Origin of the sequence: Nitrospirillum amazonense, from assembly GCF_029594735.1 — a bacterium.
GTDB classification, from domain to species: Bacteria; Pseudomonadota; Alphaproteobacteria; order Azospirillales; family Azospirillaceae; genus Nitrospirillum; species Nitrospirillum amazonense.
This window is the reverse complement of sequence record NZ_JARPAF010000001.1, coordinates 1,061,506-1,077,878: the sequence shown is the minus strand read 5'-3', so window position 1 is coordinate 1,077,878 and position 16,373 is coordinate 1,061,506. Positions and strand designations below refer to the sequence as shown.

The 16,373-nt window shown below is 67.3% G+C and carries 13 protein-coding genes; 6 read left to right on the top strand and 7 right to left on the bottom strand.

Features of this window, described 5'->3' with window-relative positions; translation table 11 throughout:
- Window positions 1-121: 121 nt before the first annotated feature.
- From P5F91_RS04370 to P5F91_RS04360, 3 genes are all read right to left on the bottom strand, one after another.
- Window positions 122-838 carry a DUF899 family protein gene (locus tag P5F91_RS04370; RefSeq protein WP_277906620.1) on the bottom strand — a complete coding sequence of 239 codons (717 nt, stop codon included), beginning with the start codon at window positions 836-838 and terminating at the stop codon, window positions 122-124.
- A 31-nt stretch (window positions 839-869) separates the two neighbouring features.
- Window positions 870-1,373, bottom strand: a complete 504-nt coding sequence (locus P5F91_RS04365; RefSeq protein ID WP_246134495.1) for a MarR family winged helix-turn-helix transcriptional regulator — start codon at window positions 1,371-1,373, stop codon at window positions 870-872.
- 88 nt (window positions 1,374-1,461) lie between these two features.
- Window positions 1,462-2,655, bottom strand: coding sequence for a 4-hydroxybenzoate 3-monooxygenase (locus P5F91_RS04360; RefSeq protein WP_277906619.1), 1,194 nt, complete (start codon window positions 2,653-2,655; stop codon window positions 1,462-1,464).
- A 259-nt stretch (window positions 2,656-2,914) separates the two neighbouring features.
- Here P5F91_RS04360 and P5F91_RS04355 point away from each other — a divergent pair, with 259 nt between their 5' ends.
- Window positions 2,915-3,871 carry a helix-turn-helix domain-containing protein gene (locus tag P5F91_RS04355; protein ID WP_145612286.1) on the top strand — a complete coding sequence of 319 codons (957 nt, stop codon included), beginning with the start codon at window positions 2,915-2,917 and terminating at the stop codon, window positions 3,869-3,871.
- A 157-nt stretch (window positions 3,872-4,028) separates the two neighbouring features.
- The gene (locus tag P5F91_RS04350; protein ID WP_145612285.1) at window positions 4,029-5,054 is read left to right on the top strand and encodes an AraC family transcriptional regulator; all 1,026 of its coding nucleotides are present in this window, start codon (window positions 4,029-4,031) and stop codon (window positions 5,052-5,054) included.
- Between the two features lie 79 nt (window positions 5,055-5,133).
- Here P5F91_RS04350 and P5F91_RS04345 read toward each other — a convergent pair whose 3' ends face one another.
- The 4 genes from P5F91_RS04345 to P5F91_RS04330 all read right to left on the bottom strand — a co-directional run bounded on the left by P5F91_RS04345 (window position 5,134) and on the right by P5F91_RS04330 (window position 9,382).
- A complete protein-coding gene (locus tag P5F91_RS04345; RefSeq protein ID WP_145612284.1) occupies window positions 5,134-6,114 on the bottom strand; it encodes a PDR/VanB family oxidoreductase in 981 nt (326 codons plus the stop codon).
- A 14-nt stretch (window positions 6,115-6,128) separates the two neighbouring features.
- A complete protein-coding gene (gene ygiD / locus P5F91_RS04340; RefSeq protein ID WP_145612283.1) occupies window positions 6,129-6,920 on the bottom strand; it encodes a 4,5-DOPA-extradiol-dioxygenase in 792 nt (263 codons plus the stop codon).
- Between the two features lie 146 nt (window positions 6,921-7,066).
- Window positions 7,067-8,254 (bottom strand): aromatic ring-hydroxylating oxygenase subunit alpha, encoded by a 1,188-nt coding sequence (locus tag P5F91_RS04335; RefSeq protein ID WP_145612282.1) that lies wholly within the window; start codon window positions 8,252-8,254, stop codon window positions 7,067-7,069.
- A gap of 48 nt (window positions 8,255-8,302) precedes the next feature.
- Window positions 8,303-9,382, bottom strand: coding sequence for an acetamidase/formamidase family protein (locus P5F91_RS04330; RefSeq protein WP_145612281.1), 1,080 nt, complete (start codon window positions 9,380-9,382; stop codon window positions 8,303-8,305).
- Between the two features lie 274 nt (window positions 9,383-9,656).
- Here P5F91_RS04330 and P5F91_RS04325 point away from each other — a divergent pair, with 274 nt between their 5' ends.
- From P5F91_RS04325 to P5F91_RS04310, 4 genes are all read left to right on the top strand, one after another.
- Window positions 9,657-10,958, top strand: a complete 1,302-nt coding sequence (locus tag P5F91_RS04325; protein WP_145612280.1) for a zinc-binding metallopeptidase family protein — start codon at window positions 9,657-9,659, stop codon at window positions 10,956-10,958.
- 14 nt (window positions 10,959-10,972) lie between these two features.
- Window positions 10,973-12,346: an amidohydrolase family protein gene (locus P5F91_RS04320; protein WP_145612279.1), complete on the top strand. Its 1,374-nt coding sequence runs from the start codon at window positions 10,973-10,975 to the stop codon at window positions 12,344-12,346.
- 187 nt (window positions 12,347-12,533) lie between these two features.
- Window positions 12,534-13,814 carry an MFS transporter gene (locus P5F91_RS04315; protein ID WP_277906618.1) on the top strand — a complete coding sequence of 427 codons (1,281 nt, stop codon included), beginning with the start codon at window positions 12,534-12,536 and terminating at the stop codon, window positions 13,812-13,814.
- A gap of 252 nt (window positions 13,815-14,066) precedes the next feature.
- Window positions 14,067-16,370: a TonB-dependent receptor gene (locus P5F91_RS04310; protein WP_277906617.1), complete on the top strand. Its 2,304-nt coding sequence runs from the start codon at window positions 14,067-14,069 to the stop codon at window positions 16,368-16,370.
- The last annotated feature ends 3 nt before the right edge of the window (window positions 16,371-16,373 follow it).

Here is a 16,373-nt window from a genome sequence, read left to right as displayed (position 1 = left end):
CCGGTGGCGGCGTGGCGGAGGGGACGGGACATGGGGCAGACATCGGCTGGGGGCGGGAGGATGTTGAAGTAGAACCCGCCGTGTGTTCGCCAATGCACCCGTCCTTCCGGTATCAGCCGAATTACCCGTGAGGCGTGTAATCCAGCTTGGGATACCAGTGTGGCGGCCGGCCGCCGGGTGTGCAATCCAGTACCATCCACAACGGCGCCGGGTCGGGCGTGCCGCGCGGATCCTGGCCGGGATCCGCGGTGGCACCGGTCATCTCACCCGACCAGAAGTGGCGGATGGTGCCGTCGCGCCGGGTGAAGACGTTCAGCGCCGGGACCTCCGATCCGTCGGGCAGCACACCGAAATAGTCGCGGGAGTAGGCGCCGTCGGCGTCGCTGTAGAGCCGCAGGTGGCGCCAGCCGCGCTCCCGCTTCCAGGCCAGCAGCTTGTCGATGGGTGAGCGGGCGATGACGGCCAGCGACACCTGTTGGCCGATGTCGGCGGCGTTGCCCTCCCAACCGCCCAGCAGGTTGGTGCACATGGGGCAAGGGCGTTGGCGTTGGGGGCCGAACATGTAGCTGTAGAGCACCAGGGTGTCCTTGGTCCCGAACAGGCCGGCGAAGTCGGTGGTGGCACCATCCTCGCCCACGAAGCGGTAATCGCCGGTGACCGGGCCGCCGGGTGGCAGGGCGCGGCGCTGCGCCGCCACCCGTTCCAGATGGCGGCGCAGCTCGATCTCCTCCGCCAGCAGGGCGGTGCGGGCAGCGCGGTACTCGGCGCTTTCGTTGGGGAAGCGCACAGGATTGTCGCGGGCCAACTGGTCGGCCGGTATCAGAGTGGGGGCATCCATGGTCACGAACTCCTCCGTCGGTTTTTGCCGTTCAGGAAAGGGCGGCCAGGTCCGCCCGCAGGCGGTCGGGGCCCGGTTGACCGGTATCGCCGGCGCCCAGCCAGCCCTCGACCTCCGCATGGGTCGTGCGCCAGATGGGCAAGGCCGCCGCCAGCCGGTCGCGCCCGGCAGGGGTCAGGGCCAGCACGCGGCCGCGCCTGTCCTCCGGATCCACGGTGACGGTCAGCAGGCCGTCCCGCTCCAGCGGCTTCAACGCCGCCGTCAGGGTGGTGCGGTCCACCGCCAGCACCTCGGCCACCGGGCCCAGGCGGGCGGGCATCGGCCGGTTGAGCGACATGAGCAGCGAGAACTGGCCGTTGGTCAGGCCCACCGGGCGCAGGGCCTCGTCAAACCGCCGGGCCACCCGGCGGGCGGCGCGCTGCAGATGCAGGCACAGGCAATGGTCGCGCACATGCAGCGTGGTGGCATAGGGCACGGTGGCGTCGGGCATCGTGGCGCCCAGGGCCGTGGCGGCGATGTCGAGCGTCTTGGACATGACCCATTTACGTTGATATCAACGCTATGAGTCAAGAACAACGCGACGGCCGGGTGGCCGCCGCGTCGGGTGGGTCATATCGCGGGGGTCAGATGGGCAGCCCCACATAGTTCTCGGCCAGGGCGGTGGCGGCGGCGCGGGAACTGACGACGTAATCCAGATCGGCCTCGCGGATGCGATGCTCGAAGGGGCTGGCGGCCTCATCGGTGTGCAGCATCGTGGTCATGTACCAGGAGAAGCGCTCGCCCTTCCAGATGCGCGCCAGGCAGGTGGCGGCATAGGCGTCCAGGCCGGCGCTATCGCCCTGGGCGTAGAATTTTTCCAGCGCGCGGGACAGCACCAGCACGTCGGCCACCGCCAGGTTCAAGCCCTTGGCGCCGGTCGGCGGCACGATGTGGGCGGCGTCGCCCGCCAGGAACAGCCGGCCGTGGCGCATGGTCTCGCAGACGAAGCTGCGCATGGCGATGATGCCCTTCTGGATGATGGGCCCCTCGGTCAGTGTCCAGCCGTCCACCGTTTCCAGCCGCTGGTGCAATTCCGACCAGATGCGCGCGTCGGGCCACAGGGCGATGTCGTCCTTGGGATCGCACTGGATGTACAGGCGCTGGATCTCCGGCGACCGCATGCTCAGCAGGGCGAAGCCCCGATCATGGCGGGCGTAGATCAGCTCATGGTGGGACGGCGGCGCCTCTGTCAGGATCCCCAGCCAGCCATAGGGGTAGATCTTCTGGAATTCCTTGCGCTGGGCTGCAGGGATGGCCTGGCGGCTGGGGCCGTGGAAGCCGTCGCAGCCGGCGATGAAGTCGCAGGTCAGCACGGCGGGCGTGCCGTCGGCCTGGGCGTAGGTGATGAACGGCCGGTCGGTGACGATGTCGTGCAGCGCCACGTCCCTCACGCCGAAATGGATTTCGGCGCCCTGGGCCAGGCGGTGGACCACCAGGTCCTTGATCACCTCATGCTGGGGATAGACCGTCACCTTCTTGCCGCCGGTTAGCTCCACCATGTCCAGATGGTGGCTTTGCCCCTTGAAGCGCAGGGTGATGCCGGTATGGAAATGGCCCTCGCGCATCATGCGCTCCCCCACGCCCAGCTGGTTCATCAAGTCAACGGTCCAGTTCTCCAGCACGCCGGCGCGGATGGTGCCCTCGATCTCTTCCCGGGTGCGGGATTCCAGAATGACGCTGGCGATGCCGTGCCTGTGCAGCAGTTCCGACAGGAACAGGCCGGCGGGACCGGCGCCGATGATGCCGACCTGGGTGCGGATCTTGGGTGTTGCGACCATAGCGTGGGCCCTCCCGAGCCTGGGTTTTTATCCTGGACCGCCTGGATCAGGCCGGCCGACCCCGGAACGATAGGGGTGGGCAAGGCCTCCCGGAATGGACAGCGGTTCACAAAAATTGGATTTTTTCGCAACAATCGCCCAAGATAACCGTCTGGCCGCCTCACGGATCGCCGCAACCTGACTATCCAATTCATCGATACATGTTATTGGCCATATCGATCTATCCTTGGCATTTTTCCACCACGCCGACGCGGCGGTCATGAGCCGACCGGACATTCCTGTCTTCTCGCTGTATGGCGAGGCGCCGGCCACGGCCGAGGACCGCTTCCTGCATGTGGAGCTGATCGAGGATCGCAGCAGCCTGGTGGACTGGCGCATCCGCCCGCACCAGCATGGGGATCTGGTGCAGTTCCTGGCCATCCGCGAGGGCGGGGGGCGGGTGCAGGCGGACCAGCGCACCTGGACCTTCGACGGGCCTACCCTGATCCTGGTGCCGGCCGGCGTGGTGCACGGCTTCGCCTTCGCCCGCGGCACCATAGGCTGGGTCGTCACCCTGTCGGACCGCATCCTGCGCGGCCTGGCCCAGCGCGATCCCGCCTTTGCCGTCCTGGCGCGGGAACCCGCCTGCCTGGATATGGCGGGGCAGGGGCAGGCCTTCGCCGGCGTGCTGACCGCCGCCGATGGCATCCTGCATGAAATGCGCGGCCAGGGTGCCGGCCACCGCGCGGCGGCGGAGGGGCATATGCTGCTGCTGTTGGCCGCCCTGTTGCGGGTGGCGGGGCCGGCCGAGGTGACGGGCGCGGCATCCGGCGGCCGTTCCGGCCAGGTGGCGCTGGTGGCGGCCTTCCGCGCCCTGGTGGAGCGGCACTACCGCAGCCACCGGCCGCTGGACGCTTACCTGACGGAGCTGCGCACCTCCTCGTCCACCCTGCGCGCGGCCTGCCTGGCAGTCACCGGGCGGCCCGCCATCGGCCTGATCCAGGACCGGCTCATGACCGAGGCCAAGCGCCTGATCCTTTACAGTGGCCAGACCATCGCCGCCGTGGCCTATGAGCTGGGCTTCGAGGATCCGGCCTATTTCTCCCGCTTTTTCAACAAGCAGAGCGGTGAGGCGCCGCGCGTCTGGCGACGGCGGCTGATGGCGGAATGGCCGGTCGCCGACACCGCCTCGCTGGAACCGCCGGACCCGTTGGCATCCCCGATCGCCGATGCGTGAGCCAACGGCTTGCCGGACCGGTGCCTGGCGCTTGCGGTCGCCTGTCGGCTAAATGATTTTGATTCTTAACGGTATGGATGTTGCGCTTAATCCGGTAGTCGCGGCCGCCTATCAGGGGCGGCCTGTCGCCTGACAACACGGGGGCGCGAGGGTTCCGATGACCGCATGGCACTTGATCACCGATCAGTTCCCCGTTGAGCAGCGTCGCGACGTATGGCGCGATGCGCTGGAGAAACTGAAGCTTCCACTGGACCATTTGCCGGAAGACGAAGACTTCTTCGCCAAATTGTTTTGCCTCAAGTCACCTCTTGGTATCGAATTCGCCCGCATCACTTCCTCGCCGCAGGAAATATCCGGCCGCCTGATGAAGAAGGTGGACGCCGTCTGGCTGATTGTCTTGATCGAGGGAAGCGCCACCTTGACTCATCCGGGTGGTAAACTGGAACTGGCGCCGCAGGATATCATCTATGGCCAGACGGGAATCCCCGCCTCGTTGTCCTTCAGCACCAAATTCCAGGTCCTTTACGCTCTCATTCCCAAGTCGGCGGTCAACCCTCGATTGATAACGCCGCTATCTTTCGGTGTTTTGCATTTGCCGGGGCGGTCAGGAATTGGGCACGTGCTTTCGGGAATGCTCAAGGCTTTGGCAGAAACATTCGGCACGTTGACCGAAGGTCCGCTGCGACCCATTGACATGGCGCTGTCGGAGTTCCTGATGACGGCCCTGGCCGACAATCCGCAGGTGCAGACGGCGCGCGGGTCGGCCGGCATCCGCTCCATGGCGCTGCAGCGCATCTGCCAGATCATTGAGACGCGGCTCAGCGATCCCGACCTGACGCTGGAGGACGTGGCCAACGAATATGGTGGCTCCGCCCGCTACCTGCAAAAGCTGTTCAAGGAGGTCGACCAGACCTTCAGCGGCTATGTTCGCAACCGCCGGCTGGAACGCTGCCGGCATGATTTGATCAATCCCACCTTCGCCCATCTGGGGATCTCCCAAATCTGCTTCCGCTGGGGTTTCAACGAGGCGGCGCACTTCAGCCGGGCCTTCCGCGACCGTTATGGCACCACCCCGCGCGCCTATCGCCAGTCGGCGGGCTTGGCTGATAACGACAACGGCGATTTCCAGGTGCCGCCTGGCGCGGGCACGGAGGGTACTGCCGCCCGTCAGTTCGCGGAATAGGGCCGGCCCATAAACGGCGACGGCGCCCCACCTGCGGGGCGCCGTTGGACCTTGCGGCGTTGGGGTCCAGGCTGGGGCCCTAAAGGTCCACCACCAGCATCTCGCTGACCGCGCGGGAGCAGCAGGGGGTGAACAGGCGGTTCGCCTTATGCTCCGCCTCCGTCAGGACGCAGTCGCGATGCTCCGGCGTGCCGTCCAGCACACCGGTGATGCAGGCGCCGCACACCCCCTCGGCGCACGAAATGGGCAGTTCCACATTGGCGCCGGCCAGGGCCTCGGCCGCCGTCTGGTCCGCCATGACGGGGATGACGGCACCGGTGGAACGCAGGCGCAGCAGGAAAGGGCGGTTGGCGCCGGCGTTCGCCACGGCATCAGCGGCGAAGCGTTCCAGATGGACATGGCTTTCCGGCCAGCCCAGGCCTCCGGCGGCGGCGGTCGCCGCGTCCAGCAGCGGGGCGGGGCCGCAGAGGTAGAGATGGCGGCCCGGCGCTGGCGATCCGATCAGCCGGGCCAGATCGGGCCGCCCCGTTTCCGCCGTCACGTGCAGGTGCAGGTTATCCGGTCCCACCGCCTGGCGGGCGGCGTCCAGCAAGGCGGCGCGGTCGCGCCGGCGCACCAGGTAGTGCAGCGTGACGCCGCCTTCCCCCGCCAGGTGCGACGCCATGGACAGCAGGGGCGTGATGCCGATGCCGCCGGCGATCATGACATGCGACGTTGCATCCGCCGCCAGGGTAAACAGAGCGCGGGGCCGGCGGATGCGCACGGTATCGCCCGCCGCGACCATGTCGCACAGGGTGCGCGATCCGCCGCGTCCCTCGGCCTCCCGCTGCACGGCGATGCCGTAGCGGCGGGTATCGGCCGGCGCGCTGTACAGGGAATACTGGCGCGTCAGGCCGGGGCCGTCCACCGCCCCACCCACTGCCACATCAATGTGCGCGCCGGGCTGGAAGGCGGGCAGGGGGGCGCCCGCCAGGTCGGCCAGGTCGAACAGGAAGACATCGCCCCCGTCCCGCACCTTGGCGGTGACGCGCACGGGGAACCAGTCATCAGCGCCGTTCATCGTCCCATACCCTGTCAGGCGGCCAGGTCGCCAAAGGCGACGGTCAGCATGCTGAGCGATCCATGTTCCACCCGGTCGTTGACCAGGGTCACGGCGTCGCCCGGCTGGCGGGTGCCCAGCACATAGAGGAAGGGCAGGAAATGATCCGGTGACGGGATGCTGGCGGCGGCGTCCGGCCCGGCCTTCTGGAAGTCGATCATGGGCTGGGGCGTGTCGCTGGCGATGCACTGCTTCACCAGGTCGTTGAAGCGGGCCGCCCAGGGATAGGGCGGGGTGCTGGGGTCCCAGTTCATGCGTCCCAGGTTGTGGACGACATTGCCGGTGCCGACGATCAGCACGCCCTCGTCACGCAGGGCCGCCAGCCGCCGTCCCACCTCGAAATGGTGGGCGGCCGGCTGGGTCCCGTCCATGCTCAGCTGCACCACCGGAATGTCAGCCTTGGGGAAGGCCTTCACCAGCACCGACCAGGTGCCGTGGTCCAGGCCCCACTTTTGGTCCTGGATCACGGGCAGGGGCGCCAGCACCTCCGCCACGCGCTTGGCCAGTTCCGGGCTGCCCGGTGCGGGATACCGCACGTCGAACAGGGCCTGGGGGAAGGCGCCGAAATCATGGATGGTGGGCGGCCGTTCCATGGCCGTCACCGCCGTGCCCCGTGTGTACCAGTGGGCGGAGATGACCAGGATGGCCTTGGGCGCACCCAGCAGCCCCCCGATCCTGGTCCATTCCCGCGTGCAAACGTTGTCCTCCAGGGCGTTCATGGGACTGCCATGGCCGAAGAAGATGGTGGGTAGGCGGTTAGTGGTCATTTTTTAGTCCCTCAGGCGGCGGGCGCCGGCATCCGCCGGCTTGCCTTATCCCCACCTTTCGGTCCGCTACGCTGCCCGAAAGGTTCCGGCGGCTGCGGTCGCAGCCTAGCGGCACGAGATGGACCTCGTGCCGCGCTTTATCAGGCTCAGGCGGTGGGTTTCACGCGGGCCCAGGTGTCCTGGTAGCGCCGCACCAGCCAGCCGTTGAATTCCCGCTGCGCCTGTTCCTGCCAGGAATAGCGGCCGCGGATGGCGTGGCGGGAGCGCAGGCCCACCTGCACCATCTCATCCACATGCAGATCCTGGGCGATGATGGCGGCGGTGGAATGCTTGTTCATCGCCAGCTTGTCGTCGAACAGCGGGTCCTCCAGCGCGCCCGGCGCCACCAGATAGCCCTGGTCCATCAGGTGCGTCTCCGCCCCATCCGCCCGCAGGATCAGATAGATGATCATGTCGCTGGTGATGACCAGGGACAGGGTGGGCGGCACGTTGACGAACAGCATGCGGTTGCGCTCCGCCTCCCCCAGCGCGGGGAAGACCGGCAGGATGGCCTTCTGCGTGGGGTTGAAGCTGGCGTCGGCGTGTAGGGTGCCGTTGGTGCGGTAATAGCCCGCCGTGTCGGCCGGCAGGTCATCGGGGAAGGCGGCCAGGCGCGAGGGCACGAAGTCATGCAGGGCGCCACCATGCAGGCGGTTGGCGTGATAGCCGTCGTTGTTGTTCTCGAACATCACCTTCCAGTTCCAGGGGAACTTGATGTCCCGGTCCGGGGCCGGGCCGTTCAGCGTCGCCATGGAATAGGGCGCCATCACCCCCTCCAGCGCCGCCAGCCGGGGAGCCAGGGCGGGGGCATCCAGGTCGAAGTTGACGAAGATGAAGCCGTGCCAGACCTCGACCTTGAACTGGGGAAGCTTGATGTCCTTCTTGTCGAAATTGCAGGTCTTCTCCATGGCCGGCGCGCCGATCAGCTGGCCGTCCAGCCCGTAGGACCAGTGGTGGTAGGGGCACAGGAAGGCGCGGGTGTTGCCTTGCCCCTCCGCCACCAGCATGGCGCGGTGCTGGCAGACGCTGGACATGGCGCGGATCACGCCGTCCCGGCCACGCGCCACCACGATGGGTTCATCGATGATGCTGGTGGTGAAGTAGTCGCCCGTCTCCTTCACCCACGATTCCCGTCCCACGCACAGCCATTCGTGATTGAACAGCGCCTCTTTCTCGAACTCATAGAATTCGCGGTCGGTGTAGCACAGCGGCGGCAAGGTCTCCGCCGCCTCCACGCCCAGGGCCGAACTGTCCAGGCCGCTGAAAAAGGCGTCATTCAGGAAAGAGTGCTTCATCGTTTGAACCCCCACGCCATGCCCCTTGTTTGTCTGATCGTCGCGGCCTCAGTCCTCGCGCGGCGGGAACACGCCGCGGGGGATGCGCACATGGATGCCCTGGGTCCCGTCCACCACCTGGGTGACGCCGAAGTCCGCCGCGATGCTCATCAGTGAATAGGCGTCGTCGCGGCTCAGGTTCTGCTCCTCGGTCAGCAGCTTCAGCATGTCGACCGAGGCGTTGCGCATGGCCACGTTCAGGTCGGGGTCGAAGCCGTGCACGATCCAGCAGTCCGGCGTTTCCAGCAGCGGGGAGGGGAAGCGGAAGTCCTTGCGCAGGAAGACCTGGAACATGACGTTCAGGGATGCCTCGATGGCGGTGCCGCTCAACTCGCCATCGCCCTGTGAGACGTGCGGGTCGCCGATGGAGAACAGCGCGCCGTCGACCTGGACGGGATAGTACATCGTGGCGCCGGCGCCGATGCGCCAGTTGTCGATATTGCCGCCGTGCAGGCCGGGCGGGATGGTGCTGACCCGTCCGGCCACGTTCGGTGCCACGCCGGCCGTGCCCAGGTGCGGGCGCACCGGCACGCGCACGCCGGGCAGTGCCTTCTGACGGTCGCATTCCGGGCAGTTGGTGATCTTGCCCGGCACGTCATAGCGGCCGGGAAAGTCATAGGCGTAGAGGGCGTGGGCTTGCTGGCTCATGGCGTCGATCTCATAGATCGTCACCCGCTCCTTCTCCCCCATCTCCTTGAACAGATGGCCCCAGTTGGCCGCCAGGTTGGAACCGTAGCGGGTGCGGGGCGTCATCTTCAGGTAGTGGACCTCCAGCATATCGCCGGGCCTGGCGCCTTCGACATGGATGGGGCCGGTCATGATGTGGACGCCGGGGTTGCGGTCGGCCTCCGGGATTTCCTTGAAGATGCGGGCCACCGCCTCGTCCATCATCAGGTCCGGGGCGTCGCCGGCATGGTGGGTGATGGCCTCCGCCTGGATGATGTCGCCGCTCTTGACCGTCAGGGCCGGCGCCTGGTCGGGGGTGAAATAGCCCCAATGCACGGTGCGCGGCGTGGCCGGCAGCAGGTGCAGCGTCGGCCGGATCTTGTGCCGTTCCGCCGCAGCGGCGCGATCCAATTGAACGGTCATGGGTCCCCCTGGTTGAAGCATCCGGGCGGCCCCGCCGGGGGCGCCCTCATGGGGAAAACCTTAGGGCCGCCCGATGCGGCGATCTTGCCTGCACGCGCATGGCCGCTTTCGCCAGCACGCCGCCGCCGTCCCATGGTTCCGCCCGGGCAAGCTTTCATGCGTTAATCGGCAAGAGCGGGGGGAACGGGGCCGCCTATGATCCCCTGACGGCACCCGCGCACAGGGGCGGGGCCCAGTAACGCATCCAGGCAATGCATGGGGCAGGGGATAGGGCATGACGACGCATGACGTGGCGCTGAAGGTTTCCGATGAAGAGGCGGCCGCCATCACCCGGGCCATCGACCGGGATGAGCTGGTGAAACTGGTGCTGGACCTGTGCGGCATCCCCTCGCCCATGCGCCAGGAGCGCCGGGCGGGCGAGTTCGTCCACGGCTGGATGGCGGAGAACGGCTTCGCCCCGCGCAAGGCCGGGCTGCTGGAGCACCGCTTCAACGTCATCGGCACCTATGGCGGCAAGGGGGACGGACCCAACCTGCTGTTCACCAGCCACCTGGACACCGAAAGTCCGTTTTATGATGAGACGGACCAATACACCTATCGCCCGGAAACGGTGGCGGACCCGCAATGGCTGGGCGCCTGGCTGGAGGGGGAGACTTTCTTCGGCCATGCCGTGGGCAACGACCGCGGCCCCATGGCCTGCTTCCTGATGGCGGCCAAGGCCCTGAAGAAGGCGGGCATTGACCTCAGCGGCCTCCTATACCTGACCGCCTGCCCGGGCGAGATCGGCCCCGAACCGGCAGAGGAGCGGGGCGGGGTCGACTATCTGGGCAAGGAGCTGGGCGCCTGCTACCTGATGTCCCATGGCGGGGTGGCGCCGGACTACGTCATCTCGGCCGAGGGCACGGACTTCGGCGTCAACTGGACGGCGTGCGGCTATGCCGACTTCCGCGTCACGATTTATGGCCAGGGGGTGTTCACGCCCCTGCTGACCCATCCCGAGGCCTTGGCCGACCATCCCAGTCCCCTGGTCAAGGTGGCGCCGGCCATCGAGATCATCCAGCGCTGGGCGCGGGAGTATGAGGTCAAGCACCGGTACGAGGGGCCGGGCGGCACCGCCGTGCCCAAGGTGCAGATCGGCGCCATCCGGGGCGGCACGCCGCAGGCCATGGGGGCGGCGAGCGAGGTGTGCAACGTCTATGTCCAGGTGGCGTTGACCCCGGTGCAGACCATCGCCGCCGTGGACCGCGACCTGAAGCGCGCCTTCCGCGAGGCCGGCTTCGGCGACGTCAAAATCCAGCCCTACACCGTGCGTCATGGCTTCACCGCCGACCCCGCCGCGGTGCGGCCGCTGCAAAGGGCGCTGGACCATGCCCACGGCCGGGTGCGGGGCGGGCCGCAGCCCATCAGCAATTCCGTCTATTCCAGCATGTGGCGCGACCACAATGTCTTCAACATGAACCGCATCCCGTCCGTGACCATGGGGCCGCGCCGCTGGCGGCCCAGCATCGACGACCTGGTGGACTGCACGCGCCTGTACGCCATGGCGGCCCTGGCGCTGTGCGGCCGGGCGCCGTGAGGCGGGATGCCGGCATGCCGGCACCGGACCTGCTGGTGCTGGGCGGCGACGTCGTCACCATGGATGCCAGCCGCACGGTCTGGCGCCAGGGCGGGGTGGCCATCGCCGACGGCGGGATCATCGCCGTGGACAAGGCCGAGGCGCTGCGGGCGCGTTGGCCGGCGGCCCCGGTGCTGGATGCCGGCGGCGGCCTGATCACGCCCGGCCTGATCAATGCTCACCAGCACCTGACGGGGGACCCGCTGGTGCGCAGCCTGATCCCGGACCGGCAGTCGTCGGACGAGTCCATCTTCGGTTGGGCGGTGCCCATCCACGGCGCGCACACCGCCGATGATGATGAGCTGTCAGCCACGCTCACCGCCGTGGAATCTCTGAAATACGGCACCACCACGCTGGTGGAGGCCGGCACCGTGGCCCACCCGTTTCGCGTGGCCGCCGGCCTGACGCGTGCCGGAATCCGGGCGGCGGTGGGCTGCTGGGGCTGGGACGTTTCCGACGCCCCCTACGCCGCGCCGACGGATGAGGTGCTGGCCCGCCAGGCGGCCGTGCTGGATGGCCTGCCGAAAGGCGGGCTGGTGGAGGGGTGGGTGACCCTGGTGGGGCATGACCTTGCCAGCGACGCCCTGCTGGCCGGTGCCGCAGAGCTGGCACGCCGGCGGGGCGTGGGCATGACCATGCACATCTCCCCGACCGAGGCCGACGTGGCGGCCTACCTGCGCCGGTCGGGGCGGCGGCCGCTGCTGCACCTGGCCGACCTGGGCGTGCTGGGTCCGCACCTGCTGCTGTCCCATGCCGTCTGGCTGGACGATGCCGAGATGGATGCGCTGCTGGCCAGCGACACGGCGGTGGCCTATTGCCCCTGGGCCTACCTGCGCCTGGCCCAGGGCGTCAGCCGGGCCGGGCGCCATGCGGAGATGGCCTTACGCGGCGGGCGGGTGGCGCTGGGCTGCGACGCGCCTAACGCCGGTGACCTGCCGGACATCCACCGCGCCGCTGCTTTGGCTGCCGGCCTGGCTCGGGACATGAGCCTAGACGCCCATTGTTTCGGGGCCGATACGGCCTTCGCCCTGGCCACCATCGATGGGGCGCGGGCCATCGGCATGGCCGACCGTATCGGCTCGCTGGAGGTGGGCAAGCGGGCCGACCTGGTGGTGCACGATTCCCTTTCCGCCCCTTTCCTGGTGGCGGGCGATCCCGCCCTGCACCTGGTGTGGGGTACTGACGGCCGGTCGGTCCGCGACGTGGTGGTCGATGGTCGGATTGTCGTGCGGGACGGGCGCTGCCTGACGGTGGATGAGGACGCCCTGCGGCGGCAGGCGCGCGCATCCCAGGCCGCGCTGTTGGCTCGCGCCGGACTGACCCCGCGTCCGGTTTGGCCCGTGCGCTGATTTGGTTAATTATTGGGCAAATTTAGGATCGCTGTTTTTTTAGGCGATAGAACCGTTAAGTGTGCCTATCATCACAGTGGGCGAACGTTTTCGGCATGAATTTGTTCGCCTGTTGGCAAGCGCGGCGACCGCATCGGCTGATAGCGTTTCGGTGATGACTTACACCCATGAGCCCGGGAGTTTCCTGATGCGGCGAGAGTGGTTGGTCTTGGCGGCGGTGTCGTTGAGCTTCTTTTTCCTCAACGCCGCGACGTTCGCCTCGCTGGGCGTGGTGCTCTACACCATGGTTGGCGAACTGCACTGGTCCTTCAAGGCGGCCGGTTTCAGCTTCTCCCTGCTGGGCATCGCCTGCGGCCTGTCCAGCGTCTTCCCCACCACGCTGATGAAGCGCATCGGGCCCCGTTACACCATGGCCCTGGGTGGGCTCGTGCTGGTGGCGGCCTACATGCTGGCCTCGTACACCCACGGCCTGCTGGCCTTCTACGCGGCCATGCTGCTGCTGGGCTTGGGCTATTCGCTGACCGGCAACGTGCCGGCCATCTACGCCATCGCCTGCTGGTTTCCGCGCCGCTCGGCCCGCATGATCGGCCTTTACCTCATGATCGGCGCTTTCGGCGGCGTGGTTGGCCCGCCGCTGGCCCGCGCCATCGTCGCGTTCAGCGCGGACTGGCGCGTCTACTGGATGGAGATGGCCGGTGTCGCCGTGGCCGTCACCCTGGTCAACCTGCTGTGCCTGCGCGACCGTGCCATCGAGGCCGAGCCGCCGGCGGGTGCCGAGGGGGCGTCTGCGGGCCCGGCCGAAATCACCGCGACGGGCTGGACCTATCGCAGCGCCATCGCCACGCCGCAGTTCCTGGCCGTTGCCGCCTCCATGACCATGACCATGGCCTGCGTCACCACCATCAACAGCGTGGCGCTGAACCATCTGGGCATCCTGGGCGTGGCGCCCGATACAGCGGCTTTCGCGCTGGCCGCCATGGCCCTGGTCATGACGGTGGCCAAGGGGGTGGCCGGGCCGCTGTGCGAGATCATGTCCACCCGGCGGCTGCTGGTCCTGGGCTTGGCTATGCAGGTCGTCGGCATCGCCTTGTTCGCCCATGCCGGCACCCTGGTCGGCATCGGCGCCTTCGCCCTGGCGTTCGGTATCGGCTGGGGTGTGGCCTATCTGGCCGCCAGCGTCCTGCTGCTGGAATATTTCGGCAAGGACATCGGGTCGCAGGTGCTGGGCATGGTGTGGACCATCACCACCGTGGCGGCGGCAGGGCCGGTGGCGGCCGGCGCCATCGCCGACCAGATCGGCACCTTCGCCCCCATCTTCTACCTTTATGCCGTGCTGATGGTGGCGGCCATCGTTCCCCTGGCGCTGCTGGGGCGGCCGGTGCTGGCCGGCACCGGCCCTTTCGCCCGGCGCGCGGCCGCGCCGGATGATGGGTCCCAGGGCGCCATCGCCCAGGTGCCCGTAAGCTGAGCACGCTCAAAGAATAACAACATTAAATTTGGCGAGGTGGGCACCATCCGTGGCAAGGGCTGCGGGTGGTTCCCGCGCGTCTGGCGGTAAAAGTAAAATAATGAACTGTGGCAGGGGTGCATGGTGGGCATGGGGAATGGTGAATTCAGGCAAATTCCCGGGCGTCCTATAACAAGAATACTTCGCGGGATGCCCGCATGCTTGACCTCAAGACGATGCACATCGTCATCTACCAAAGAATGGGGGTCGGGCATGTTGAGAGATGTGAAGCTGCGCTATTGGCATGGATTCCTGGCGGCCGCGATGATGACGGCCGCCTCCGCCTACGCCCAAACCCCGCCGGCCCCCGTGGACGCGCCGGCCGGTGCCGCCGATGCCGACCTGGACGCGCTGGAACCCATCATCGTCACGGCGGAGAAGCGCCAGGTCGATCTGCAGAAGGCCGCGCTGTCGGTCACCGCCGTTTCCGCCGATACGCTGGAAAAGGGCAACGTCACCGGGCCGCTGGGCCTGAACGGCTATGTCCCGGGCCTGCAGATCACCCCCAGCGGCGGGTCTGAGGTCATCGTCTCCATCCGCGGCGTGGGCTCGCAGACGCCGGAGAACTTCTTCACCCAGCCGGGCGTCTCCTTCCACATCGACAATGTCTACATCCCCAACAACATCGCGCTGAACCTGGGCTTCCTGGACGTGGACCATGTCGAGGTGCTGCGCGGGCCGCAGGGCACCGTGTTCGGGCAAAGCTCCACCGGCGGCGCCATCAACGTCATCAGCAAACAGCCGGAACTGGGCAAGCTGTCCGGCGACGCGACCGCCACCTTCGGCAACTACAGCTACGCCATGGGCAAGGCCGCGTTGAACGTGCCGGTGGGGGACACGGCCGCCATCCGCGCCGTGGTGCAGAAGACCAGCCACGACGGCTATTCCACCGCCACGGGCGTGCCCGGCGGCTATGACCTGGACGACGCCAACAATGTGAACTACAAGCTGTCGGGCCTGTGGCAGCCGACCGACAACCTGACCATCACCCTGACGGGCCAGCATTTCGACGACGACCACCATGGGGCCGCCCTGAAGGCGCTGGACGATCCCGACAGCGACCCGCGCCAGGTGTCCCAGGACTATCCGGCCAAGTTCAAGCTGGCCATGGATGTCGATACGCTGACGGTCAACTACTCCCTGCCGTTCGCCAACCTGAAGTCCATCAGCAGCTATCAGTACATGGATGCCAAGCAGTCGTTCGACAGCGACCGCAGCACCGTGGCGCTGTTCGGCGGCTACGACACTGTGGCGGCCTGGAACACCAAGAGCCGCGCGATCATGGAGGAGGTGACGCTCAGTTCCAACCCCGGAACCGACCTGGACTGGATCGGCGGTGTCTTCTACATGCATTCCCACAGCAGCCAGTACGTGGTGGAATACAAGGGCACCAACGGCAGTGACCCGACGCCGGTGCTGCCCACCAACACCTCGCCTGCCGCCCTGCCGGCCAACCTCAGCTATGAGAACCTGTCGTCGGTGGACCGCGACAGCGTGGCGCCCTTCGTGCAGGCGACCTATCACCTGACCGACCGCCTACGGCTCACGGGCGGCGTGCGCTACAATGTCGACCAGTATGACGGCTGGGGCTCTGACTACTACGGCAAGCCGTCGCCCCGCTCCACCAACGTCTACGCCCTGACCGGCAAGGCGGAGACCGACTTCGACCTGACACCGGACAACATGGTCTACGCCAGCTGGTCGCGCGGTTATAAGCCCGGCGGCGTCAACACCGGCACCAGCAGCGCCATGGTCGTCTCCGGCAGCTACGACAAGGAGACGGTGGACAGCTTTGAGCTGGGGTCCAAGAACCGCTTCCTGGCCAACCACCTGAACGTCAACCTGTCGGCCTTTTACTCCAAATACAACAACATGCAGTACATCGAGGAGGATCCGGTGCCCTACAGCGGCGGCATCGGCAACATCCCCCAGGTGAACATGTGGGGTGCGGAGGTCGAGGCGAAGTACCGCCTGCTGGACAACCGGCTGGAACTGGGCGCCAACCTGACCCTGATGGACGGGGAGATCCCCGACACCTACCTGGCGTTGGACCGGCGCTTGGCCGATGCCGCCGCCGCCAAGGCCGTGGCCGCCGGCGTGACATATCCCTACAGCGCTCAGTGGTTCGCCATCCGGGCCGCCCAGTCCATCAACGTCAAGGGCAACACCCCGCCCGACATGCCGGGTGCCGCCGGTGGCGTCAACGCCAGCTGGCAGCAAACCCTGGGCGCATACGGTACCCTGGTGTCGCGGGCCGAGCTGCTGTTCCGCAGCGACTACCAGGCGCGGGTGTTCAACGAGGCCGGGACCGATCACGTGCCGTCGTACAGTCAGGTGAACCTGTTCTTCGAATACACCCCGCAAAGCGGGCCGTGGCGGGCCACCTTCACCGTCACCAACCTGCTGGACCGGGCTGGTATCTCCGGGCGCTACACCGACCCTTACGGCAGCGGCGTGGTCAGCAACCAGTACATTCCGCCGCGGCAGATGCTGTTCAGCGTCAATTACTCGTTCTAAGGG